24 protein-coding genes are annotated in these 23,360 nt (G+C 74.4%); 9 read left to right on the top strand and 15 right to left on the bottom strand.

Features of this window, described 5'->3' with window-relative positions; genetic code table 11:
* Nucleotides 1-16: 16 nt before the first annotated feature.
* A complete protein-coding gene (locus GCU67_RS03935) occupies nucleotides 17-580 on the bottom strand; it encodes a dihydrofolate reductase family protein (protein ID WP_163609781.1) in 564 nt (187 codons plus the stop codon).
* A gap of 274 nt (nucleotides 581-854) precedes the next feature.
* Here GCU67_RS03935 and GCU67_RS03930 point away from each other — a divergent pair, with 274 nt between their 5' ends.
* Nucleotides 855-1,616: a globin domain-containing protein gene (locus GCU67_RS03930; protein WP_163609780.1), complete on the top strand. Its 762-nt coding sequence runs from the start codon at nucleotides 855-857 to the stop codon at nucleotides 1,614-1,616.
* 18 nt (nucleotides 1,617-1,634) lie between these two features.
* Here GCU67_RS03930 and GCU67_RS03925 read toward each other — a convergent pair whose 3' ends face one another.
* The 5 genes from GCU67_RS03925 to GCU67_RS03905 form a co-directional block, all read right to left on the bottom strand.
* Nucleotides 1,635-2,918, bottom strand: coding sequence for a sulfate adenylyltransferase subunit 1 (locus GCU67_RS03925; protein WP_163609779.1), 1,284 nt, complete (start codon nucleotides 2,916-2,918; stop codon nucleotides 1,635-1,637).
* Nucleotides 2,918-3,826 (bottom strand): sulfate adenylyltransferase subunit CysD, encoded by a 909-nt coding sequence (gene cysD / locus GCU67_RS03920; protein ID WP_163609778.1) that lies wholly within the window; start codon nucleotides 3,824-3,826, stop codon nucleotides 2,918-2,920. The genes GCU67_RS03925 and cysD overlap by 1 nt, the downstream gene beginning before the upstream one ends.
* Nucleotides 3,827-3,963: 137 nt before the next feature.
* Nucleotides 3,964-5,562, bottom strand: coding sequence for a sensor histidine kinase (locus GCU67_RS03915; RefSeq protein WP_338104753.1), 1,599 nt, complete (start codon nucleotides 5,560-5,562; stop codon nucleotides 3,964-3,966).
* On the bottom strand, nucleotides 5,559-6,296 hold the full coding sequence (locus GCU67_RS03910) for a response regulator (RefSeq protein WP_163609777.1): 738 nt from the start codon (nucleotides 6,294-6,296) through the stop codon (nucleotides 5,559-5,561). The genes GCU67_RS03915 and GCU67_RS03910 overlap by 4 nt, the downstream gene beginning before the upstream one ends.
* Nucleotides 6,297-6,405: 109 nt before the next feature.
* On the bottom strand, nucleotides 6,406-7,215 hold the full coding sequence (locus tag GCU67_RS03905; protein WP_163609776.1) for an SIP domain-containing protein: 810 nt from the start codon (nucleotides 7,213-7,215) through the stop codon (nucleotides 6,406-6,408).
* 324 nt (nucleotides 7,216-7,539) lie between these two features.
* Here GCU67_RS03905 and GCU67_RS03900 point away from each other — a divergent pair, with 324 nt between their 5' ends.
* Together GCU67_RS03900 and GCU67_RS03895 are read left to right on the top strand one after the other, a co-directional pair.
* A complete protein-coding gene (locus GCU67_RS03900; RefSeq protein ID WP_163609775.1) occupies nucleotides 7,540-7,749 on the top strand; it encodes a hypervirulence associated TUDOR domain-containing protein in 210 nt (69 codons plus the stop codon).
* Nucleotides 7,750-7,762: 13 nt separating this feature from the next.
* Nucleotides 7,763-8,194: a DUF2795 domain-containing protein gene (locus GCU67_RS03895; protein WP_163609774.1), complete on the top strand. Its 432-nt coding sequence runs from the start codon at nucleotides 7,763-7,765 to the stop codon at nucleotides 8,192-8,194.
* 58 nt (nucleotides 8,195-8,252) lie between these two features.
* On the opposite strand, the gene GCU67_RS03890 is transcribed toward GCU67_RS03895, so the two are convergent.
* Nucleotides 8,253-9,221, bottom strand: a complete 969-nt coding sequence (locus GCU67_RS03890; RefSeq protein ID WP_163609773.1) for a hypothetical protein — start codon at nucleotides 9,219-9,221, stop codon at nucleotides 8,253-8,255.
* Between the two features lie 1,223 nt (nucleotides 9,222-10,444).
* On the opposite strand from GCU67_RS03890, the gene GCU67_RS21625 reads away from it, so the two are divergent.
* Nucleotides 10,445-11,851, top strand: coding sequence for an LCP family protein (locus tag GCU67_RS21625; protein ID WP_338104752.1), 1,407 nt, complete (start codon nucleotides 10,445-10,447; stop codon nucleotides 11,849-11,851).
* 139 nt (nucleotides 11,852-11,990) lie between these two features.
* Here the strand turns inward: GCU67_RS21625 and pstB are convergent, their stop codons facing one another.
* The 6 genes from pstB to GCU67_RS03855 form a co-directional block, all read right to left on the bottom strand.
* Complete coding sequence (pstB, locus tag GCU67_RS03880; RefSeq protein WP_163609772.1) at nucleotides 11,991-12,770, bottom strand: phosphate ABC transporter ATP-binding protein PstB; 780 nt, start codon at nucleotides 12,768-12,770, stop codon at nucleotides 11,991-11,993.
* Nucleotides 12,771-12,795: 25 nt separating this feature from the next.
* Nucleotides 12,796-13,881 carry a phosphate ABC transporter permease PstA gene (pstA, locus tag GCU67_RS03875; RefSeq protein ID WP_163609771.1) on the bottom strand — a complete coding sequence of 362 codons (1,086 nt, stop codon included), beginning with the start codon at nucleotides 13,879-13,881 and terminating at the stop codon, nucleotides 12,796-12,798.
* Nucleotides 13,881-14,831: a phosphate ABC transporter permease subunit PstC gene (gene pstC / locus GCU67_RS03870; protein ID WP_163609770.1), complete on the bottom strand. Its 951-nt coding sequence runs from the start codon at nucleotides 14,829-14,831 to the stop codon at nucleotides 13,881-13,883. Before pstC ends, pstA begins: the two co-directional genes overlap by 1 nt.
* A 128-nt stretch (nucleotides 14,832-14,959) precedes the next feature.
* Entirely contained in the window at nucleotides 14,960-16,108 is a 1,149-nt protein-coding gene (gene pstS, locus GCU67_RS03865) for a phosphate ABC transporter substrate-binding protein PstS (RefSeq protein ID WP_246214534.1), read from the bottom strand.
* A gap of 199 nt (nucleotides 16,109-16,307) precedes the next feature.
* Nucleotides 16,308-17,216, bottom strand: coding sequence for a mycothiol synthase (gene mshD, locus GCU67_RS03860; protein ID WP_276508387.1), 909 nt, complete (start codon nucleotides 17,214-17,216; stop codon nucleotides 16,308-16,310).
* A 56-nt stretch (nucleotides 17,217-17,272) separates the two neighbouring features.
* Complete coding sequence (locus GCU67_RS03855; protein ID WP_163609768.1) at nucleotides 17,273-18,013, bottom strand: winged helix-turn-helix transcriptional regulator; 741 nt, start codon at nucleotides 18,011-18,013, stop codon at nucleotides 17,273-17,275.
* 147 nt (nucleotides 18,014-18,160) lie between these two features.
* On the opposite strand from GCU67_RS03855, the gene GCU67_RS03850 reads away from it, so the two are divergent.
* From GCU67_RS03850 to GCU67_RS03830, 5 genes are all read left to right on the top strand, one after another.
* The gene (locus GCU67_RS03850; protein ID WP_163609767.1) at nucleotides 18,161-18,991 is read left to right on the top strand and encodes a hypothetical protein; all 831 of its coding nucleotides are present in this window, start codon (nucleotides 18,161-18,163) and stop codon (nucleotides 18,989-18,991) included.
* Nucleotides 18,988-19,698 (top strand): LmeA family phospholipid-binding protein, encoded by a 711-nt coding sequence (locus GCU67_RS03845; protein ID WP_163609766.1) that lies wholly within the window; start codon nucleotides 18,988-18,990, stop codon nucleotides 19,696-19,698. The genes GCU67_RS03850 and GCU67_RS03845 overlap by 4 nt, the downstream gene beginning before the upstream one ends.
* 94 nt (nucleotides 19,699-19,792) lie before the next feature.
* A complete protein-coding gene (locus tag GCU67_RS03840; protein WP_338104751.1) occupies nucleotides 19,793-20,128 on the top strand; it encodes a thioredoxin family protein in 336 nt (111 codons plus the stop codon).
* 335 nt (nucleotides 20,129-20,463) lie between these two features.
* Nucleotides 20,464-21,297 (top strand): sulfurtransferase, encoded by an 834-nt coding sequence (locus tag GCU67_RS03835; protein WP_163609764.1) that lies wholly within the window; start codon nucleotides 20,464-20,466, stop codon nucleotides 21,295-21,297.
* 2 nt (nucleotides 21,298-21,299) lie between these two features.
* Nucleotides 21,300-21,593, top strand: coding sequence for a DUF1416 domain-containing protein (locus GCU67_RS03830; protein WP_163609763.1), 294 nt, complete (start codon nucleotides 21,300-21,302; stop codon nucleotides 21,591-21,593).
* A 109-nt stretch (nucleotides 21,594-21,702) separates the two neighbouring features.
* Here the strand turns inward: GCU67_RS03830 and GCU67_RS03825 are convergent, their stop codons facing one another.
* Nucleotides 21,703-22,551, bottom strand: a complete 849-nt coding sequence (locus GCU67_RS03825; RefSeq protein ID WP_163609762.1) for a S1 family peptidase — start codon at nucleotides 22,549-22,551, stop codon at nucleotides 21,703-21,705.
* A gap of 98 nt (nucleotides 22,552-22,649) precedes the next feature.
* On the bottom strand, nucleotides 22,650-23,324 hold the full coding sequence (locus tag GCU67_RS03820) for a WHG domain-containing protein (protein WP_163609761.1): 675 nt from the start codon (nucleotides 23,322-23,324) through the stop codon (nucleotides 22,650-22,652).
* Nucleotides 23,325-23,360: the final 36 nt, after the last annotated feature.

Below are 23,360 nucleotides of genomic sequence, written 5' to 3'. Positions count from 1 at the left end.
GTCCGACGTCGGGCTCTCAGTCCCTGGTCTCGTACCTGGTCAGGAGCACGCCGTCGGGGAAGGTCCGGGTCTCCACGAGGGTGAGGTCCACCCAGTCGTCCAGAGCGGTGAAGAACCGCGTGCCGCTGCCCACGAGGACCGGCGCGGTGAGCAGCACGTACTCGTCGATGAGCCCGGCCCGCATCGCCGCTGCGGCGAGGGTGGCGCCACCGATGTCCATGGGGCCGCCGTCCTCGGCCTTGAGCCGGGCGATCTCGGTGACCGCGTCGCCGGTGACCAGGCGGGCGTTCCCGTCGACCGCGCTGATCGTGGAAGAGAACACCACCTTCGGCATGTCCCGCCAGCGGCGGGCGTACTCGACGTGTGCCGCTGTCACGCCCGGCTGCTGGTCGGCGGTGGGCCAGTGGGAGCTCATCGCTTCCCACAGCCTCCGCCCGTACAGCGCCAGGCCGGTCGCCCCCACCCGGTCGGACCACCACTGGAACAGCTCGTCGCTCGGCACGCTCCAGCCCAGGTCGTCAGCGGGCGCGGCGACGTGGCCGTCCAGGCTCACGTTCATGGCGTAGGTCAGCTTCCGCACGGCGTCGTGCCTCCTGTGGGTCGGTGTCCTCCGTACGGACCGGCACATCGCGGAGAACTCACCGCTCACGCACCACCCGGACCTCGGCAGCGGACCTGGGGCAGGGGTGTCGTCAGCCGGCCTGGTCGGCGTGGTGGACGGCTCGTCGACCTGCCCGTCTCGGCTACCGCACCTGACCGGTCACGGCGCGCCCTGAGGTCACGCGGCAGGACCCCTTGTCCTGGTGCGCGAGCAGGCGTGTGATCGCTCGCACGGGCGATCGAGGAGGCCCCAGGTGATCGTGGAGTACGTCCGGTACCGGGTGGACGAGGGCAGCTGGCCGGCCTTCGAGGCCGCATGGGTGCGCGCGGCGGAGGTGCTCGCCCGCGCCGTCCAGTGCGTGGACCACGAGCTCAGCCGCAGCGTCGACGAGCCGGCCTGCGCCGTCGTCCGGATCACCTGGACGTCGGCGGAGGACCACCTGCAGGGCTTCCGCAGGGGCCCGCTGTTCCCGGAGTTCCTGGCCGAGGTGCGGCCGTGGACCGGCTGCATCGAGGAGATGCGGCACTACGCCCGCACCCCGGTGCACGGCGCCGGTGGCTCGGTGCCCTCGCTCTACGACTGGGCCGGCGGCATCACCGCCCTCGAGCGGCTGACCACCGTCTTCTACTCCCATGTCCGACACGACCCGCTGGTCGGGCCGTTGTTCGCGCACATGGACGGCGACCACCCGCGGCACGTGGCGCTGTGGCTGGGCGAGGTGTTCGGCGGCCCGGACGGCTACACCCGGGAGCGCGGCGGCTACCCGGCGATGCTCCGCCACCACCTGGGCAAGGCGATCACCGAGCCGCAGCGGCGGCGGTGGGTCGAGCTGCTGCTGGACGCCGCCGACGAGACCGGGCTGCCCGCCGACCCCGAGTTCCGCGCGGCGTTCGTCGGCTACCTGGAGTGGGGCACCCGGCTCGCGGTCGCGAACTCCCAGCCCGGCGCGGACGTCGTCCGCGCCGCGCCGGTGCCCCGCTGGGGCTGGGGCGTCGCGCCGCCCTGGCTCGGCTGAGCCGGGTCCCTCCGGCGGTCAGGACGGCGTGAGCATCCCCGCGCCGACGGTGGCGTTGGTGGCCTCGTCGATGAGGATGAACCGGCCGGTCACCCGGTTGCGGTGGTAGTCGTCGACGAACAGCGGCTGGGTGGTGCGCAGCGTGACCCGGCCGATGTCGTTGAGCCCCAGGCCGTCGGCGGTCGTGTCCCGGTGCAGGGTGTTGACGTCGAGCCGGTACTGCAGGTCCTTGACCACGGCGCGCACCGAGCGGGTGGTGTGCTTGACCGCCAGCCGCATCCGGGGCACGAGCGGGGTGTCGGCCATCCAGCAGACCATCGCGTCGAGGTCCTGGGTGACCGTCGGGGCGTTGTGCGGCCGGCAGATCATGTCGCCACGGGAGACGTCGAGGTCGTCGGTCAGCCGCACGGTCACCGACATCGGGGCGAAGGCGGCGTCCAGCGGGCCGTCGGGCCCGTCGATCGCCGCGATCGTGGTGGTGAGCCCGCTGGGCAGCACCTGCACCTCGTCGCCGGGGCGCAGCACACCCGAGCCGACCCGGCCGGCGTAACCGCGGTAGTCGCGGAACTCGTCGGTCTGCGGGCGGATCACGTACTGCACCGGGAAGCGGGTGTCGACGAGGTTGCGGTCGCTGGCCACGTGCACGTGCTCGAGGTGGTGCAGCAGCGACGTCCCCTCGTACCAGGGCGTGTTCGCCGAGCGGGTGACCACGTTGTCGCCCTGCAGCGCCGAGATCGGGACGACGGTCAGGTCGGGCACCTCGAGCTTGGTGGCGAAGGCGGCGAACTCCTCGCGGATGCCCTCGTACACCTCCTCCGACCAGTCGACGAGGTCCATCTTGTTGACCGCGACGACCAGGTGCGGCACCCGCAGCAGAGAGGCGAGGAAGGCGTGCCGGCGGCTCTGCTCGAGCATGCCCTTGCGGGCGTCGACCAGCACGATCGCCAGGTCCGCGGTGGAGGCGCCGGTGACCATGTTCCGGGTGTACTGCACGTGCCCGGGGGTGTCGGCGAGGATGAACGTGCGCCGCGGGGTGCTGAAGTAGCGGTAGGCGACGTCGATGGTGATGCCCTGCTCGCGCTCGGCGCGCAGGCCGTCGGTGAGCAGCGACAGGTCGACGTGGTCGCCCCGGCTGGCCCGCTCGATGGCGGCGTACTGGTCCTCGAAGACGGCCTTGCTGTCGTAGAGCAGCCGGCCGATCAGGGTGCTCTTCCCGTCGTCGACGGACCCGGCGGTGGCGATGCGCAGGATGTCCTTGCGGGCGGTGGCGAGCTCGGCGGCTGCCTGGGCGAGAGCGCTCATCAGAAGTACCCCTCCTTCTTGCGGTCCTCCATGGCGGCGTCGCTGACCTTGTCGTCGCCACGGGTGGCGCCGCGCTCGGTCAGCCGGGTCACCGCGATCTCCGCGATCACCTCGGCGACGGTGCCGGCCACGGACGGGACGGCGGCGGTGAGGTTGGCGTCGCCCACGGTGCGGTAGCGGACGCTGCGGCGCTCCACCTGCTCGCCGTCCTTGGGGGTGATGAACTCGTTGACCGCGTACAGCATCCCGGCCCGGTCGACGACGTCGCGCTCGGCGGCCAGGTAGAGCGCCGGGATGGCGATCTCCTCCTGGGCGATGTAGCCCCAGATGTCCAGCTCGGTCCAGTTCGACAGCGGGAACACCCGGATCGACTCCCCGAGGTGGGTGCGGCCGTTGTACAGGTCCCACAGCTCCGGGCGCTGGTTCTTCGGGTCCCACTGGCCGAACTCGTCGCGGAAGGAGAACACCCGCTCCTTGGCCCGGGCCTTGTCCTCGTCGCGCCGGGCGCCACCGAACAGGGCGGTGAAGCCGTGCCGCTCGACGGCGTCCAGCAGCACCGGGGTCTGGATCCGGTTGCGCGATCCGTTGGGCTCCTGGCGCACCGTGCCGGCGGCGATCGCGTCGGGGACGGAGGCGACGATCAGCTCCACGCCCAGCTCGGCGACCCGCCGGTCGCGGAACTCCAGCACCTCGGGGAAGTTCAGCCCGGTGTCGACGTGCATCACCGGGAACGGGATCCGCGCCGGGGCGAAGGCCTTGCGGGCGAGCTCCAGCATCACGATGGAGTCCTTGCCGCCGGAGAAGAGCAGCACCGGCCGCTCGGACTCGGCGGCCACCTCGCGCAGCACGTGGATGGACTCGGCCTCCAGCGTCTGCAGCTGGGTGAGCCGGTGGTCTGCGGTCGTCACGCTGTCGGGCTCCCGGGGACGGCGGCACGCACCGCCGGACGGCGGCGCACGTCAGCGGGGCAACCGCACCGACGTGATGCGGATTCCCCGCGACCAGTGTCCGGCATGGCCTCCGGGGCGCCGCCGGGTGGGACCGCTCAGCCCTCGGTGGGCTCCGGTCCCGACCGCGGCAGGCGCACGGTGAACGTGGCGCCCTCGCCCGGCGCGGTGGCCAGCTCGACCCGGCCCCCGTGCGCGGCGACGAGCGAGGAGACGATCGACAGGCCCAGCCCGGTGCCCCCGGCCGCCCGGGTGCGGGAGGTGTCGGCCCGGTAGAACCGCTCGAACACGCGGTCGGCGTCGGCGGCGGACATCCCGGGGCCCGCGTCGGAGACGACGACGCAGACCGTGTCCGGGTCGCCGGCGGGCTCGGACAGCCGCACGGTCACCGGCGTCCCGGCCGGGGTGTGGGTGAGGGCGTTGGTGACCAGGTTGCCGATGACCTGCCGCAGCCGCGCCTCGTCACCCAGCACGACGGGGACCTCGGTCAGTGACGGGTCCAGGACCAGGTCCAGGGGTCGGTCGGGCTGGGCGGCGCGGGCGTCGTGCAGCGCGTCCTCGGCCAGTTCGGCGAGGTCGACCGGGACGACGTCCAGCGGCCGCTGCTGGTCCAGGCGGGCGAGCTGCAGCAGGTCCTCCACCAGCAGGCCCATCCGGGTCGCCTCGGACTCGATCCGCTGCATCAGCCGCTGCACCTCCGCCGGGTCGCGCACCGCGCCCTGCCGGTGCAGCTCGGCGAACCCGCGGATGGAGGTCAGCGGGGTGCGCAACTCGTGGCTGGCGTCGGCGACGAACCGGCGCATGCGGCCCTCAGAGGCCACCGCCTGCTCCTCGGACGCCTGCTGGGCACGGAAGGAGCGCTCGATCCGGCCGAGCATGCCGTTGAGGGCGTTGGACAGCCGGCCGACCTCGGTGCGCTCGTCGCCGACCGGCACCCGGCGGGACAGGTCCCCGGCCGCGATCGCCTGCGCGGTGCGCTCGACGTCCTGAAGCGGCCGCAGGCTGTTGCGCACCAGCAGGTACCCCGCGACGCCCAGGACGACGAGCACGGTCATGCCGACCACGAGCTCGAGCGCGATCAGCCGGGCGAGGACGGCGCGGTCGGTGGAGAGGTCGACCCCGTAGACGATCGTCAGCGTGTCCGTGACCGGCTGGACGACGACCCGCCAGCGGGCGGTGCCGTCGTGGGAGCGGACCGTGAAGGGCGCCTGGCCGTAGCCGTCGAGCACCTCGGTGCCGGACTGGGGCAGGTCGGGGGTGGTGGCCGAGGAGCGCCCGTCGGACAGCTCGGCGAACGTGCCCTCGGGCGAGGCGCACGCCAGGAAGGTCCCCCGGCCGGCGAGCTGGGCGTCGGGGGTGGTGCACGCGCGCTGCAGCAGCGGCAGGTCCTTCGACAGCTGCTGGGCGTAGCTGACCACCTCCTGGTTGCGCTGGTCCAGGAGGTAGTCGCGCAGCAGCGACGTGGCCGCGAAGCCGGTGGCGGTCAGCGCCGCGGCCACCAGGGCCACCAGCAGCGCCACGAGGGTCACGCGCAACGGGACCCGGGCCCGCAGGGCGTGCGGGCCGTACGGCGGCCGGACGGGCTGGGGTGCCGGGTCCTCGGTCGCCCTCTGGTCGGGCGTGCGGTCGCCCGGGTCCTCGCCCGGGTCGGAGGAGAGCGTGCCGACGGACCCGGCGGTGGTGGCCGGTCGGCTCACGTGCCGCGGGGCAGGCGCAAGGAGTAGCCCACGCCGCGCAGGGTGTGCAGCAGCCGCGGCTCGGTGGTGTCGACCTTGCGGCGCAGGTAGGAGATGTAGGACTCGACCACGTTGGCCTCGCCGTTGAAGTCGTAGTTCCACACGTGGTCGAGGATCTGCGCCTTCGACAGCACCCGGCCGGCGTTGGTCATCAGGTAGCGCAGCAGCTTGAACTCAGTGGGGGAGAGGCTGACCAGCTTCCCGGCCTTGAGGACCTCGTGCGACTCCTCGTCCAGCTCGATGTCGGCGAAGGTCAGCCGCGGCGCCTCCGCCACCTGCTGGGCGCCTTGGGTGCGGCGGAGCACCGCGCGGATCCGGGCGAGCACCTCGTCGAGGCTGAAGGGCTTGGTGACGTAGTCGTCGCCGCCCAGGGTGAGGCCGGTGACCTTGTCCTCGGCGGCGTCGCGGGCGGTGAGGAACAACACCGGGGTGTGCGTGCCGTTCTGCCGCAGCCGGCGGACGACGCCGAAGCCGTCGAGACCGGGCATCATCACGTCGAGCACCAGCAGGTCGGGGCGGAACTGCTCGGCGACGGCGAGGGCCTGCTGCCCGTCGGGCGCGGTGGCGACCTCGAACCCGGCGAACCGCAGGCTGGCCGAGAGCAGCTCGCGGATGTTCGGCTCGTCGTCGACCACGAGCAGCCGGGCCTCCGGCCTGGAGCCGGACGCCGAGGAGCCAGAGCTGCTACCGGACACGAGGCCTCCCGTTGGACTCTGCGCCGTGGTCGTGGTCATGGTGACAGGTTGCGCGGGCGCACTGCGGGAGGCCTGGACGTCCCCTGTGAGGACGCTGGGGGTCCTCCGGTCAGCCGGCCGGCGACATCGCCCGGCCGCGCCGCCAGTAGCCGATCGCGTGGTGCTGGTGGCGGCGCAGCCCCCAGCGGCCGCGCAGGTCGGCCCGGACGGCGCGCACCGTGGCCGACTCCGCGCCCACCCAGGCGAAGAGGTCCTCGCCCTCCGGCCGCTCCAGCGCGGCGACCGCGTCGACCAGCAGCGTGCTCTCGCCGGGCTCGGTGCCGGCCCGGTGCAGCCAGCGCACCTCGACCCCCGGCGGGGCGGGCAGCTCCTGCTGCTCGGCGGGGCCGGCCACCTCCAGCAGGGCGATCCCGCGGGTGTCCGGTGCGGCGGCGGCCAGGATCCGGCCGATCCCGGGCAGCGCCGTCTCGTCGCCGGCCAGCAGCAGCCAGCCGGCCGGCTCGGCGCCCAGCGGCGCGGCGCTGGCGATCCCGAGGACCGCACCGGGCGCCGCAGCAGCGGCCCAGGTCGCGGCCGGCCCGTCGCCGTGCAGCACGAAGTCGACGTCCACCTCGCCGGCGGCCGGGTCCTGGCGGCGGGCGGTGTAGCTGCGCAGCGCGACCCCGTGGCTGCCCTGCGGCCACACGATGCGGCCGTCGCGGGCGATCTCCGGCCACCGCGGTGCGGCGTCGCCGACCCGGGGGACCAGCAGGGAGAGCGTCGGCCCGGCGGCGGCCACGACGGCGGCCGAGGCGGTGAGGGTGACCCGGCGGACCGCGGGCGTCACGTCCCGCACGGAGCTGACGGTGAGGACGTCGACCGGGCGGGCGACGGCGTCGACGCCCGCGTGGGCGCCGGCGGGGGTCTCGGTCGGTTCCACGGTCGTCAGGTTAGCGAGGACCGGGCACGACGAGGCCGGCCCGGCCGGCCCCGGGGGAATGGGGCCGACCGGGCCGGCGATCGAGGACGAGCACTCGCTGAGCGTGACCAGCTGACTGCGCTGACCGGGGGAGACGCTCAGGACGGCCCGTCGAGTGAGCACGCTACGTGACGAGCCGACGGCCCGACCACCCGTCCCGGTGGAGTCCCCCCCGAACGGGTGAGGGGTCCCGGGTCCGGCAGGTCGATGTGTGCGCCCGTCCCGCCCCGGGCAGGCAGGGCGGACTCAGAGCGGACCGACGATGTGGACGACAGGGAGCCGGCGATGGCGCAGGAGTTCGACAAGGGCGACCACGTGAGCTGGAAGAGCCACGGCGGCGAGGCCGAGGGCACCGTGACGAAGAAGATCACGGAGGACACCGAAGCCGCCGGTCGCACCGTGCGGGCGAGCGAGGACGACCCGCAGTACGAGGTGGAGAGCGAGAAGAGCGGCAAGTCCGCCGTCCACAAGCCGAGCGCCCTGCACGAGGACTGAGGGAGGAGACCCGATGAGCGACAGCGACGACACCTTCGCGGGCACGTCCGCCCGCAGCACCACGCACAGCGCGCGCCAGGACGACCAGCTCAAGCACGAGGTCGAGGGCATGATGCGCTCCGGCCGGTCCACCCACGCCGAGGAGTGGAAGGACCCCGAGCCCGCCGCCGAGGGCGAGCCGGACGTCGACAGCTCGCCGGAGGACACCCTGGTCGGCGGCGTGCCGGTGGGCATGACCCCCGACGCGGTGGTGGCCCGGGCCGAGCTGGCCCGCTGGCTCGTCCGTGCCGACTTCCCGGCCACCGGCCCGGAGCTGGTCGAGGCCGCCCGCGACCACCGCGCACCCGACGCGGTCGCCGACGAGCTGGCGACGCTGCCCGACGGCGAGACCTACGAGCGCATCGGCGACGTCGTCCGCGCCCTGGGGTACCCCACGGAGACCTGAGCCGCGCAGCGCCCGTCGACCGGCGCCGTCCCCCACGGGGGCGGCGCCGGTCGCGCGTTCAGCGCGAGCCGGCCTCGGCCTCCGCCTCCTCCTCGGCGATCTCCTCGGCGCCGCGGCGGCGGAACAGCCGCGAGCCCGGGAACCCCTTCACCACCTGGCGCATGTCCTGGACGGTGTCCAGCAGCGCGTGCACGTCGGGCACCACGTCGCCGAGGGTCACCAGCACCGGGACGACGTCCTCGTCCAGGTGCACGACCAGGTCGGGGAGCCGGTCGACCAGGGCGATCAGCGCCGCCACCTCGTCGGCGTCCAACTGGTCGGCGAACCGGGCCAGCGCCGGGGCGAGCCGGGTCAGCGGGTCGGCGTAGTGGTCGACCAGCGGCACCAGCGTCCCGACCAGCGGGGTCACCGTGTCCAGCAGGGGGGCGGTGGTCTCGAGCAGGTCCTCGGCCCGGCCCAGCAGCCCGCCCGCCGCCGCGGCCGTCCCGCCGACCACGGTCAGCACCTGCTCGGCGGCGTCGGTGGTGCCGCCGATCCGCGCCACCACCTGCTCGGCGGCGTCGGTGGTCGCGCCGATCCGGGCCACCGCCCGGTCGGCGGCCGCCTGGGTGACGCCGATCTGCTCGACGGCCCGGTCGGCCGCGGCCTGGGTCTCCCCGATCTGCAGCACCGTCTGGTCGGCGGCGCGCTGGGTGAGACCGATGTGCTCGATCGCCTCGTCAGCGCGCGCCCGGGTGGCCGCCACCCCGGCGATCGCGTCGTCGGCAGCGGCCTGCGTCGCCTTGATCCGGGTCATCGCCTCGTCGGCGTCGGCGCGGGTGGCATCGACGGCGGCGATCGCCCGCTCGGCGGAGTCGGCGAGCACCTCCGCGCGGTCGATCAGCGCCGTACCGCGCTGCAGCAGCCGCTCGAGCTCGCCCATCGCGCCGGCGATCCTGGGCAGCAGGGTCAGCGCCTCGGCGACGCCGTCACGCAGGCCACCGGCGGCGTTCAGCACGTCGGTCGGGCCGAGGAAGGGCAGCTTCACCGGGCCGACGCTACGGTCCGGCCCGCCTCCCTGCCGGTCGAGCGTGCGCAGGACATCGGACCGGCGTCCGCGCGTCAGGCCGCCGCGCGCGCCCGCCGACCGTATCGTGGCAAGGTCCCCCGGCGGGCTGCTCGAGCTCGGCCGGGGCGCGGATCGAGCGGCCCAGCCACGGTGCCGCAGGACACGACGATGGGATGTCGACACCGGTGGCGGACCAGCCGAGGCCGAGCGGGACGGACGGTGCTGCGCCCGTCGACGACCGCGCCGCTTCGGGCTCCCGGGCCGCCGGTGACCCTCGCACCGCCCCGCTGACCGTCGCCGAGCTCGTCGCCCGTTCCGGTGGCAGCGGTGTCGGCCGGCGTGCCGGGCGCCGGGAGGCGGCGGCGACCGGCCAGCCGGACGACGGCCGGCGCACCGAGTGGCCGCGCGGCGCCGACCCGGCTCCCCGCGTCGGCACGCGGCGCGACGCCGACCGCCCCGCCCCCGCTCCGCCCGTGCTCCCGACCGGCTGGCAGCCCGCCGCACCCGGCCCCCGCGCCGGGACGCCGGCCGGCCCCGCGACCGGCCTGCTCCCGGGCACCCCCGCCGACGTGCCCCCCTCCCCGCCGCCGGCCTCGCCTGCCCAGCCCGCGGCCCGGCCGTCCGCCCCACCGCTGCCGGCGGCCGGACGGAACGCGCCGCCGCCCGCCGCCCTGCCCGTGCGCAGCCCGGCGGCCCCGCCCCGGCAGCCGGCCGCCCCGGCTGCCACCTCGTCGTGGCCCGTCCCGACACCGGACGTCCCGACCGCGTCGTCCGGCCCGTCTCCGTGGGCGACACCGGCGGCCGGAGCGGTCGCCGCCCCCTGGCCGGCGCCCGTCGCGGCAGTGGGCTCCGGTCCGGCGGTCTCCGTCCCGGTGCCCGGCCCTGGCGCGCTCGCCGGCCCGACACCTCCCGCGGGTCCCGCAGTCGTCGCGGGCCCCGCCAGGTCCGTGGGGTCCTCCGCCGTCGGGAGCCCGTCCCGCCCGGCGGGACCGGTCCCGGCCGGGCGTGGCGCGTCGCCGTCCGTGCCGGTGCCGCCGCTGCCGGTCCGCGGCGCCGTCGGGAGCCCGGTCCTGCCCGCCGTCCCGGCGCCGGGCGGGCCGCAGCACTCGGTCCCGGTCCCCGGGGTCCGCCGGAGCCTGCCGGTCCCCCCGATCCCGGGCCGCGACCTCCCGACCTCGACCGGCTCGACCGCCGTGCGGCGCGTGCGGACGCCACCGAGCCCTGCCCGGCGCCGGTTCAACCGGACGGTGTTCGCCCTGCTCGCCCTCCTCGGTGTGGTCGTCGCCGCCTACGGCGGGCTCTACGTCTACGGCGACCGGGCGCTGGGCCGGGTCGACGCCCTGGTGCCCGACGGGCCGGAGGTGCTGGCCCCGCAGCTGCAGGTCGGTGCGGAGACCTCGCTGGTGGTCACCAGCGGCCTCCCCGGGCGCAGCGGTCTGGCGTCGGTGAGCGCGCTGGTCGCCCACGTGGCCGAGGACGGTCAGGCCGTCGTGGTGACGCTGCCGCCGACCGCGCTCAGCGACACCCCGGCCTGCCGAGCCGCCGACGGCTCGCTCCGGCCGCCGGCCACCGAGCCCTTCGCCGACGCGCTGCTCCGCGGCGGCCCCTCCTGCCTGGTGCGGTCGGTCCAGCAGCTGACCGGGCTGCGTGTCGACCACTACGTCGGCGTCGACGCCGCCCGGCTGCCGGGCCTGGTCGAGGTGCTCGGCGAGGTGGACATGTGCCCGACCGCCGGTGAGCAGCAGATGGCCGGGGACGCGGTCGCCGACCACCTGCGGCCCGGTGCGGCGGGGTCCGACGTGACCGGCGCTGTCGTCGGCGCCCGCGGCCAGCAGGTGCTCAGCTCGACGCTGACCGCGGGGCTGGCCGGGGGAGCCCTCGCCGACCCGCTGACGCTCGCCCGCTTCCTGTCCGGGGCCGGCGACACGCTCACCGTCGACCAGGAGACCAGCCTGCAGGACGTGCGGTCACTGGGGCTGGCGCTCGGGCCGCAGGGGGAGTCGGCGGTGGAGGTCGCCGCGCTGCCCGTCGCCCAGGTCGGCCGGGTGGCCACCGGCAGTGACCAGGCCGCCGTCGTCGTCGACGCGTTGGCCACCCGCGAGCTGTTCGACGAGGTCATCAACAGCGGCCGGCTCCCGGTCCCCGAGCCGCCCGCCGAGGGGCAGCCCGCCGACGCCGCCCAGGCCGCGGCACCGGCCGGTGGGCAGCCGGCGGTCGTCGCCGACCCGGTCCCGGCGGGCACCACGGTCACCGTGCCGCCGGAGGGGGTGACCGTCGACGTGCTGGACGCCACCGGGACCGGCCGGACCGCCGAGATCGCCGACGGGCTGGCCGCCGGCGGGTTCCGGATCGGCGCCCGCGGGGTCGAGCCCGGCGCCGTCGACCGCACCGTCGTCCGCTACGGCCCGGCGGCGCTGGAGCCGGCCCGCACGGTGGCCACCGCGGTCCCCGGTGCGGTGCTGGTGGAGACCCCCGCGGTGGGCGCCGCGGTGCAGCTGGTCGTCGGCCCGGACTACACCGGCCTGGTGGCGGCCCCGGCCGGCACACCGGTGCCGGCGACGGCCGTCCCGCCCGCCGCGGACGAGGCGGTCCGGGCCTGCACCAGCTGACCCGGACCGCCTCGTCGAGACCAGGAGCAGCCACGGGCCCCGGCCGCCGGTGGGGGACCCGGGCCGGACGAGAGCGGCCCCGCCTCCCGCCGAGGCGGGGGACGGGGCCGGGGTCTGCGCCGGGCGGTTCAGCCGGGGATCACCCGAAGCGGCCGGAGATGTAGTCCTCCGTGGCCTTCTCCTCGGGGTTGCTGAAGATCTTCTCGGTCGGGTTGAACTCGATCAGCCGACCCGGCTGGCCCACGCCGTTGAGGTTGAAGAACCCGGTGGAGGTGCTCACGCGCGCGGCCTGCTGCATGTTGTGCGTGACGATGACGATGGTGAACCGCTCCTTGAGCTCGGTCATCAGGTCCTCGATGGCCAGCGTGGAGATCGGGTCCAGCGCGGAGCACGGCTCGTCCATCAGCAGCACCTCGGGCTCGACCGCGATGGCGCGGGCGATGCACAGCCGCTGCTGCTGGCCGCCGGACAGGCCGGAGCCGGGGCGGTTGAGCCGGTCCTTGACCTCGTTCCAGAGGTTGGCGCCCTTGAGCGACCGCTCCACGAGGTCGTCCATCGCGCTCTTCTTCATCTTGGTGCTGTTGAGCCGCACCCCGGCCACCACGTTGTCGTAGATCGACATCGTCGGGAACGGGTTCGGCCGCTGGAAGACCATGCCGATCTGACGGCGGACGTCGACCGGGTCGACGCCGGCGCCGTAGAGGTCCTGGCCGTCGATGACGACCTTGCCCTCGACGCGTGCGCCGGGGATGACCTCGTGCATGCGGTTCAGCGACCGCAGGAAGGTCGACTTGCCGCAGCCCGAGGGGCCGATCAGCGCGGTGATGCTGCGCGGCTCGATGGAGATGTTGACGCCCTCCACGGCCTTGAAGTTGCCGTAGTAGATGTCCAGGTCACTGACGTCGATGCGCTTGGCCACGGTGGTGTTCCTCCGGATGGGTCGGTCAGCGACCGGTCTTGGGGGCGAAGAAGCGGGTGATCAGGCGGGCGACGACGTTGAGCGCCATGACCAGGATGATGAGGACGAGCGCTGCCGTCCAGGCCCGGTCGAGGAACGCCTGCGTCGCGGTGCCCGGCTGGGTGAGCTGGTAGTAGGCGAACACCGGCAGCGTCGCCATCCGCCCGTCGAACGGGTTGAGGTTGGTGCCGGTGATGAGGCCGACGGTGATCAGCAGCGGTGCGGTCTCGCCGATGACGCGGGCGACCGACAGCGTGATGCCCGTGCCCAGGCCGGCGATGGCGGTGCGCAGGACCACCTTGACGACCGTGCGCCACTTCGGGACGCCCAGGGCGTAGGCGGCCTCGCGCAGCTCGTTCGGGACGAGCTTGAGCACCTCCTCGCAGGAGCGCACGACCACCGGGATCATCAGCACCGACAGGGCGACGGCGCCCATGACGCCCATCCGGACCGAGACGCCGAAGATCAGCGTGAACAGCGCGTAGGAGAACAGGCCGGCCACGATCGAGGGGATGCCGGTCATGACGTCGACGAAGAAGGTGATCGCCTTCTTCAGCCGGCCGGTGCCGTACTCCGTCAGGTAGATGGCGGTCAGCAGGCCGATGGGCACCGAGATGATCGTGGCCAGCGCCGTGATGATCACGGTGCCGAGGATGGCGTGGTAGGCGCCACCGCCCTCGCCGACGACCCGGTACATCGAGTTGGTGAAGAAGGCGCCGTCGAGCCGGGGCAGACCGTTGTCCAGGACCGTGTAGACCAGCGAGACCAGCGGCACCATGGCGATCGCGAAGGCCGTGGTCACCAGGCTGGTCACCAGCCGGTCCGCGGCCTTGCGGCGGCCCTCGACGGCCCGGGAGACCAGGTACACGAACAGGCTGCCGAGCACGACGCCGTAGATCACGGTCAGCGCCACGCTGAAGCCGGTCAGGGCGGACAGCAGGGCGCCGACGGCCACACCGGCGAGGAAGAGCCCGAGCGGGGCGAAGCGGGGCAGCCGGCGCTGCTCGCGGACCGGGCCGGAGTTGCCCAGGCTGGTGGCGCCGACGGGGGCGAGGGGGGTCTGGGTGCTCATCAGTTGGCTCCGGAGAAGTCGGCGCGCCGGTTGACGATCCAGCGGGCGAGCATGTTGACGGCGAGCGTGATGAGGAACAGGGCCAGGCCGCTGGCGATGAGCGTGTTCACGCCGATGCCGGTGGCCTCGGGGAAGCGCAGCGCGATGTTCGACGCGATCGTCGAGGGGTTCGAGTTGCTGATCAGGTTCACGGTCGCGCCGGCGCCACCGGACAGGATGATCGCCACCGCCATCGTCTCGCCGAGGGCGCGGCCCAGACCGAGCATGGAGCCGGCGATCACGCCGGACTTGCCGTAGGGCAGCACCGCCATCTTGATCATCTCCCAGCGGGTGGCGCCCAGGGCCAGGGCGGCCTCGCGGTGCAGCGCGGGCGCCTGACTGAACACCTCCCGCGAGATGGCCGAGATGATCGGCAGGATCATCACGCCGAGGACGATGCCGACGGTGAGCATCGTGCGGCCGCTGGCGGAGGCGGGGCCGGCGAAGAAGGGCAGGAAGCCCAGGTGGTCGGCGGCCCAGGCGTGGAAGGGCACCAGCTTCGGCGCCAGCACCGCCAGGCCCCAGAAGCCGTAGACGACGCTGGGGATCGCGGCGAGCAGGTCGATGACGTAGCCCATGGTCGCGGCGATCCGGCGGGGCGCGTAGTAGGTGATGAACAGCGCGATGCCCACCGCGAGCGGCGTGGCGACCAGCAGGGCGATCACCGCTCCGAGCAGGGTGCCCAGCACGAGGGGGCCGATGTAGGGGCCCAGCCCCTTGCCGTCGGGGATCTCCGACGATGCGGCGGTCAGGGCCGGGATGGCCTCGCTGATCAGGAAGGCGGCGACGCCGGCCAGGACCAGCAGGATGAAGATGCCCGAGCCTCGGGCGGCGCCGGCGAAGATGCGGTCACCCGGGCGGCGGACGGTGCGCTGCGCCGGTGGTTCGGTCGGGGCCTTCGTGGCGGTCACCGCTGCTCCGTGTGGTCGTTCGTGGGGGTGGTGCGGGGGGTGCTCCAGGCGGTACGGGTGCCCGGGTCCGGGCGGTGCGATGGCCCGGGACGTCGGTCGACGTCCCGGGCCATCGCGGTGTGCCGGTGTCAGCCGGCGGCGGTGATGGCGTCGACGGCCGTCTGGGCCTGCGTGCGCAGGGTGTCAGAGATCTGGGCGCTACCGGCGTTCTCGGAGGACGCGGCCTGGCCGTCCTCGCTGATCACGTACTGCATGAAGCCCTTGACGGCCGCGGCCTTGGCGGCGTCGTCGTACTGCACGCAGCCGACGTGGTAGCTGATGAGGACGACCGGGTACTCGCCGGTGCCCTCGGTGGCGCGGTCGAGGTCGATGGCGAAGTCGTACTCGCCGCGGCCCTCGACCACGGGGGAGTTCTCGACCACGGCGGCGGCGGCCTCGGCCGACGGGGCGACGAAGTCGCTGCCTACGGCGACGCTGACGACGCCCAGGTCGGAGGCCCGGCTGGCGTCGGCGTAGGTGATCGCGCCGGCGGTGCTGGTGACGACGTCGATGACGCCGGAGGTGCCGTTGGCGTTCTCGCCGCCCTCGAGCGGCCAGACACCGTCCGGCTCGGCCGTCCACGCGTCGGGGGCGGCCTCGTTCAGGTACGCGGTGAAGTTCTCCGTGGTGCCCGAGTCGTCGGCGCGGTGCACGGGGACGATCGGGGTGGCCGGCAGGGTGACACCGGCGTTGTCGGCGGCGATGGCCGGGTCGTTCCAGGTAGTGACCTTGCCGCTGAAGATGTCGGCGACGGTGGCCGGCTTCAGGTTGAGGGTGTCGACGCCCTCGAGGTTGAAGGCGATGGCGATCGGCGAGATGTAGTTCGGCAGCTCGAACACGTCGGCGGTCGCGCACCGGTCGGCGACTTGGGCCAGCTCCTCGTCCTTCAGCGCGGCGTCGGAGCCGGCGAAGTCGGCAGCGCCGCTGAGGAAGGCCTTGCGGCCGTTGCCGGAACCGCTGGGGTCGTAGCTGAACTGCACGTCGGGGTTCTCACCCTCGAAACCGGCCTGCCACGCCTCCATGGCGGACTGCTGCGCGCTGGACCCGGCGCCGGCGAGAGCACCGCTCAGCTCAGGGGCGGCGCTCGACGCGCTGCCGCCGGAGGTGGCCGCACCGGCGCTGCCGGAGCCCTCCTCGTTGGAAGCGCCACAGGCGGCCAGAGCGAGGGTGGCGGCGAGAGCGGAGGAGACCGCTGCTGCGCGCGTCGTGGTGCTGAGCTTCAACTCAGTGCCTTTCAACTGAAGGGTGCCCGGACGTCGTAGCCGGGCGGTCTGCGTGACGTGGCAAGACGCTAAGCAGCCCAGGTGGACGGATCCGGCTGCCTCGGTGAACGAGGCGTGAACGCCGGTTGAGACGTCGGCCACGACTCGGCACACGCTGTACGTCCACCGGGTGAACCACCGCGTGGCGAGACCGTGGGGAACCGGAACTGCACCCTCAGCGAGAGGTGGGCCGCTGCCACGAGACGTCGACCATGTGTCGCGTGAAGCCACTGCGACGGTAGAGCGCGACGGCCGCGTTGTTGTCCTCCTCGACGTACAGCAGCACGTGCGACAGCCCGCGGGCCCGCAGGTGCGCCAGGCCCAGGTCGGTCAGGGTGCGCCCCAGCCCGGTGCCCTGCGCGTCGGGGTCGATGCCGAGCACGTAGACCTCGCCGACCGGCGCGTCGCCGACCTCGCCGGCGGGGTGGACCTTGGTCCAGTGCGAGCCCAGCAGTCGGGGCCCGGTCGTCTCCTCGCGCCAGGCGAGGAAGAAGCCGGCCGGGTCGAACCAGTCCTCCGCCTCGCGCAGCGCGAGGTCGCGGGCGGTCCAGGAGCCCTGCTCGGGGTGGTGGGCGAAGGCGCGGGCGTTGACCCGCAGCCAGGCGTCCTCGTCGGTGCCCGGGCGGAAGGTCGACACGGTGACGCCGACCGGCAGGCGCGGGTGCGGGTCGGGGTCGACGCCGTCGAGGGGACGGCGCATCTGCAGCAGCACCCGGGCGCGCTCGTACCCGCGGCCGCGGGCCAGCTCCGCCGAGCCGGGCAGCTCGCCGTGCGCCCAGACCCGCAGCGGGCGCTCGCCGGCGAGCTCCTCGAGCCGGCCGAGCAGCGCCGCCCCGACGCCGCGGCGGCGCGCGGCCGGTGCGACGACGAGCTCGGCCTCGGCCTCCGGGTCGCCGGCGGGCCGCTCCAGCCGCGCGTAGCCGACGAGGCTGCCCGCGGCGTCCCGGGCGGTCAGGTCGCCACCGCCGGCCGGGCCGCCGTGGGCCAGCCGCAGCTCGGACTCCTCGGAGACCGGCCGGACGCCGTCGGCGGCCAGCGCGGTGGCCAGCAGCGCCCCGACCTCGGCCACGACCGCGGCGGACAGTCGGTCGGTGACCTCGACGAGGTGGGCGGGCGGTTCGGCGCTCAGCGGACCGGCGCTCAGCCGAGGGTGTCGGTCGTGGCGACGTCGGCCGCGGCCGTGGCCGCGGCCGTGGCGTCGGCCACCTGCTGGTCGAGCTTGTAGCCGACGTTGCGGACGGTGCCGATCAGCGCCTCGTGCTCGGTGCCCAGCTTGGCCCGCAGCCGGCGGACGTGGACGTCGACGGTGCGGGTGCCACCGAAGTAGTCGTACCCCCAGATCTCCTGCAGCAGCTGGGCGCGGGAGAAGACGCGGCCGGGGTGCTGCGCCAGGTACTTGAGGAGCTCGAACTCCTTGTAGGTGAGGTCGAGCGGGCGGCCGCGGAGCTTGGCCGCGTAGCTGTGCTCGTCGATGACCAGCTCGCCGGCCCGCGTGACGCCGCCCTCGCCGCCGTCGGCCGGTGCAGCCGCGGCCAGCCGGCGGGCGGTGGCCCACTTGAGCCGGGCGTCGACCTCTGCAGGGCCAGCGGTGTCGAGCACCACGTCGTCGACGCCCCAGTCGGCCGACAGCGCGACCAGGCCGCCCTCGGAGAGGACGGCGACCAGCGAGGCGGCCACCCCCGTCGAGTTCAGCAGGGAGCACAGCGTGCGGGCGGATACCAGGTCGTGCCGGGCGTCGACGAGGACGACGTCCCCGGCGTCACCGTCGAGCAGGCTGGACAGCTCCGGGGCGACGATGCGCACCTGGTGGGCCAGCAGCCCGAGCGCGGGGAGGACCTCCGTGGTGGCCTGTCGGGCCGAGGTCATGAGCACGAGTCGCATGTCTCTCCTCACTGGGGCGTGGTCCCAGGCCGTCGACCGCGCTGTCGAGGTGAGAGGGCAGGATAGCGGACGGGCGGGCAGATCAGGACCCTCACCGGTCGGGCGGGTCCGCACGGCTCCGGCGCCGGTCTCTGGGACGATCTCGGGGTGACGGCGACCGGGGCGGACGTGGGGCTGTCCCCGCGCGTCCACCACCTGCCCGCGGCCGGGGCCGTGGTCGTGGCGACCGCGCTCCTCGCGCTGCTGCCCCTCGCCCTCGACGACGCCGGCCGCTTCGCCGCCGTGCTCGTGCTGCAGCTGGCCCTGGTCGCCGCCTGGGTGGTGGCCACCGGCATCCGCGGGTCCACCGGCTCTCTCGCGCTGGGTGCCCTGGCCGCGGTGGGCGCGGACCTGGCGATGGTGCTGCCCGAGCGCCCGGAGCTGGACCGGCTGCTGGCGGTCCTGGGGCTGGGCTTCCTGCTCGCCGTCGTCCACCAGATGACCCGCCCCTCGCCGCGCCGCTACCTGGTGGCCTCGCTGGCCGGGGTCCTGCTGCTGCTGTGCTGTGTCAGCTCCCTCGCGGTGCTGCTGGCCGTCGCCCGGGTCCACGACGGCGCGCAGACCGCGCAGACCGCGCAGACCGCGGTGCTCGCGGTCGGCGGTGCGGTGCTGGCCGGCCACCTCGTCGACCTCGTCCTGCCCCGCCCACAGATCGCCGACGGCGTCCCGCGCGGCCTGCTCGGCCTGGTCGTCTCCGTCCTGGCGGCGGTCGTGGTCGCGCTGCTGCGCCGGGACGGCGGTGCGCTGGCCGACGCGCTGTCGGCGGTGGTCCTGGGCGCCTCGCTCGGCGGGGCCGCCGCGCTGATGGCGGTCGGGGCGTCCTACGTCGTGGCCGAGCGCGGCGTCCCCAGCTGGTCGCTGCCGGTGGTGCAGGCGGTGCTGCCGCTGGCCGCGGCGGCGCCGGTCGCCTACGCCCTCGCCCTGTACGGCACGGGGTGAGCCGCCGGGTCGGGTGTCTGGGCGCCCTCGTGTTCCTGCTGCTGCTCGTGGGGGGCCTGCTCGTCGTCGTCGACCGGGTCGGGGTCGGCATCGCCGAGGACCGGGTCGCCGCGCAGGTCGCGCAGCGCGGCGGGCTCACCTCGCCGCCCGAGGTGGAGATCGCCGGCTTCCCGTTCCTCACCCAGGCGCTGGGCGGTGAGTACGACGACGTCCGGCTGCGGCTCACCGCCGAGGAGCTCGGCCAGCCGGCCGGGACGAACGCCGACGTCTCGCTGCGCGGGGTGCACGTCCCGCTGTCCGACGTCGTGTCCGGCTCGGTGCAGGAGATCCCGGTCGACCGGGTCGAGGGCACCGCCACCCTCTCCTACGCACTGCTGGCCCAGCAGTTGGGCGGCGACACCACGCTGGCCCAGGAGGGTGAGGGCATCCGCATCACCCGGCAGGTCGAGGTGCTCGGCGTCCTGCTGCCGGTCACCGCCACCGGCACGGTCCGCCTGGAGGACGGCGACGTCGTCGTCGACGTGGGCGACGCCTCGGCCGGCGCCCTGGACGTGCCCGACGCGGTGCTCGACCAGGCCGCGGAACTGCTCGACCTGCGCTACGCGGTGCCCGCGCTGCCCTTCGGCCTGCAGCTGACCAGCGCGGTGCCGGCGGCCGACGGCATCGACGTCCGGGTCGAGGCCACCGACACGGTGCTCACCGGCTGAGTGCCCAGCAGCTGGGTGCCCACCGGCTGGGTGCTCACCGGCTGGGTGCCCACGGTCGGGAATGCCGTCGGCGGCCGGGGGCGTTCCTGCTGCCGTGCCCGCCGGAGCAGAGCTCGCCGTGCTGGCGGCGCTCGGGGCGCGTCCGCAGGACGCCGACCTGACCGTCGTCCAGTTCTCCACCGCCTTCTGCGGCCCCTGCCGGGCCACCCGCGCCCGCCTGCAGCAGCTGCAGACCTCCCGCCCGGGGCTGTCCTGTCTGCACGTGGACGCCGAGAGCCACCTCGACGAGGTGCGCGCCCTGGACGTCCGGGTCACCCCGACCCTGTTCTACCTCGACCGCAGCGGCGCGGTGCTCGGGCGCAGCAGTGGCGCGCCCCGCGCCGCGGAGCTCACCGCCCTGGTGGACGCCCACACCGGCGCGCGGGCGTGATCCGCTACCCTCGCGCCGTGGGCCCCCTGCTGACCTCGCGCCGCACAGTCGACCTGTGCCGCGTCGGCAGCAGCCTGTGTCCGGCTCCCTGAGGGCGGACCCCACCCGCCCAGACGCGCCCTGTCCGCCGTCCGGAGGCCCTCCCCGATGTCCCCACCTGACGCAGCCGGCGTCCGTGGTCCACGGCCCGGCGCGCTCGTGACCGGTGCCCCACCGGTCGCAGCACAGCCCGACGCAGTCCCCGGCTCCCGCCGGGGCTGCGAGCTCCACCTCCTCGTCCGGCGGGCGCGCGACGCCCGCACCCGTCCGAGCAACCACCGAAGGAGAGCCACCCCATGAGCCGTACCGACGTGCTCGTCACCGCAGACTGGGCCACCGAGCACCTGGGCCAGCCCGGCATCGTCTTCGTCGAGGTCGACGAGGACACCAGCGCCTACGACAAGGGCCACATCGAGGGCGCGGTCAAGCTGGACTGGAAGACCGACCTCCAGGACGCCGAGTCCCGCGACTTCGTCAGCCGCGAGGGCTTCAGCGCCCTGCTGTCGGCCAAGGGCATCAGCAACGACGACACCGTCGTGCTCTACGGCGGCAACAACAACTGGTTCGCCGCCTACGCCTACTGGTACTTCAAGGTCTACGGCCACGGCGACGTCAAGCTCATCGACGGCGGCCGCAAGAAGTGGGAGCTCGACAGCCGCCCGCTGTCGGCCGACGTCGTCGAGCGCCCGGCCACCTCCTACGCCGCCGGTGAGCCCGACGCCTCCATCCGCGCCTTCCGCGACGAGGTCGTCGACGCCATCGGCACCAAGAACCTGGTCGACGTGCGCTCGCCCGACGAGTTCGCCGGCAAGCTGACCGCCCCCGCGCACCTGCCGCAGGAGGGTGCCCAGCGCGCCGGGCACATCCCGACCGCGGTGAACGTGCCCTGGAGCAAGGCGGCCAACGAGGACGGCACCTTCAAGAGCGACGACGAGCTCGCGAAGCTCTACGCCGACGCGGGCCTCGACACCAGCAAGGACACCATCGCCTACTGCCGCATCGGCGAGCGCTCGAGCCACACCTGGTTCGTGCTGCGCGAGCTCCTCGGCCACGAGAACGTCAAGAACTACGACGGCTCCTGGACCGAGTACGGCTCCCTCGTCGGCGTCCCGATCGCGAAGGGCGCCTGACCGTGTGCGGGGCCCCCGAGCAGGGTGGCGGTCTCGCCGGCGTAGACCTGACGACCCAGACGGTCATCCAGGGGCAGGTCTGGCACGACGGGTCGCCGGTCGCCGGCGCCTACGTGCGGCTGCTGGACGCCACGGACGAGTTCACCGCGGAGGTGGTGACCAGCCCGGAGGGTCACTTCCGGTTCTTCGCCGCTCCCGGTGACTGGACGCTCCGGTCGCTGTCGCCGGTCGGCCGGGCCGAGCGCAGCATCGCCGCCGACGTCGGCCTGAACGAGACGACGCTGGCGATCGCCTGAGGAAGGACCCCCTCGCCCCCCGCCGCGCCGCGAGCTCGCGGCGGGGCCCTGCGAGGGGGCCGACAGGGCCCGCCTCCCTCGCGGGAGGCGGGCCCTGTCTCGTCCCGGGTCAGTCGAGGAACGTCTCCAGCCAGTCCTGGACGACGGCGATGTCCACCCGCTGCAGTCCGTCCAGGTAGCGGCAGTTCGCCGTGTAGCCGTAACTGGTCACGGTCACGACGTACCCGTCCTTGAAGGTCGGGCCACCGGAGTCACCGAAGCAGCTGCCACCGCCGCCGCGGGTGTCGTGCTCGTTGCCGTTGACCTGCAGGATCTGCGGGGTCAGCTTCTGCCCCACCACGTCGGTGTAGCGCCGGACGATCGGGTAGCTCATCGGCGTGGGCTTGCGCGGCCCGCTCACCGGCTTGCGCACCTCGGTGCCGTAGCCGACCACGGTGAACGTCGTGCCGTTGAGCGCCGGCTGGGCGAACTGCTCGAGGTACCCGACGGGCGCGACCTCCGCCGGGGTGATGCCCTCCACCGGCTCGTCGAGCACGATGACCCCGACGTCGTTCCAGTTGTCCATGTCGGTGAAGTCCGAGTAGTCCGGGTGGGTGTACGCGGTGCCGGCGTACCAGCCCTCGGGGGCCGACGTGTAGCCGACGGCCGGGTCCGCCCGCGGGACGGTCGTGGCCGCCTCGTCCGCGGTCCTGGCGACGTCGGCATCGAAGGTGACGATGGTCTGCCCCAGCGTGCCCGTGGTGCAGTGTGCCGCGGTGAGCACCACGGTCGGGGAGATCAGGGTCCCGGAGCAGCGGTAGCGGCCCGTCGCGTCGTAGAAGAACAGCAGCCCGACGTTCGAGTACCTGTTCGCGGTGTCCTCGGTGCCGCCGGTGACGGCGCCGGCGGTGCTCGGGGCCAGCACCCCGGCGGTGGTCAGGGCCAGCAGCCCGGTCAGGACAGCGGTCAACCTGCGCATGTACATCCCTCTCGCCATGTGATCGATGTGTCGCGCACAGTAAGGGCGGAGGCCGCGGGACGCATCCTGGACCACCACAGCGAACACCTGGTCGGTGCTCAGAGACCCAGCAGGCCGGCGAGGGCGGCCATCGCGTCGTCGAAGAACCGTTCGGCGTCGACGACCGCCCCGGTGAACTGGCCGAACACCTCGAAGCTGACCGCGCCGAACAGCGAGCTCCAGGCCAGCAGCGCCCGGGCCCGCACGGCGTCGTCCAGGGCCGGGTGGTCGCCACCGAGCAGGCCGGCCGCCTCGGGACCGACCACGCCCGTCGTGCGGTGTCCGGCGTCCGGCAGCAGGCCGGCCCGGGCGGCGTCCCCGAGCACGCGGCCGAGCACGGCACCGACCCGCACGGCCGACGGGACGGTGTCCCGCGGTGCCGAGTAGCCGGGCACGGGTGAGCCGTAGAGCAGCGCGTACTCGTGCGGGTGGGCCAGCGCCCAGCGGCGGACCGCCCGGCAGACGGCCACCCAGCGCTCGACGGGCGGAGCGGTGGGGTCGTCGGCGGACTCGGCGGCCGCCCCGAGCGCGTCGTAGGCGTCGATGATCAGCCGGGTGAGCAACTCGTCGCGGCTGGAGAAGTAGCGGTAGACCGCCGAGGACGCCATCCCCAGCTCGCGGGCCACGGCGCGCAGCGACAGCCCGGGCGCCCCGACGGTGGCCAGCTGGGCACGGGCGAGGTCGGCGATCTCCGCGGTCAGCTCGGCGCGGGCACGGTCACGGGCGGTCGTCACCTGTCCAGGATGAACGACGAGAGCAGTGCACGCAAA

Source organism: Modestobacter muralis, assembly GCF_010682105.1.
Lineage (GTDB): Bacteria > Actinomycetota > Actinomycetes > Mycobacteriales > Geodermatophilaceae > Modestobacter > Modestobacter muralis.
This window is presented reverse-complemented; position numbering and strand designations above follow the sequence as displayed.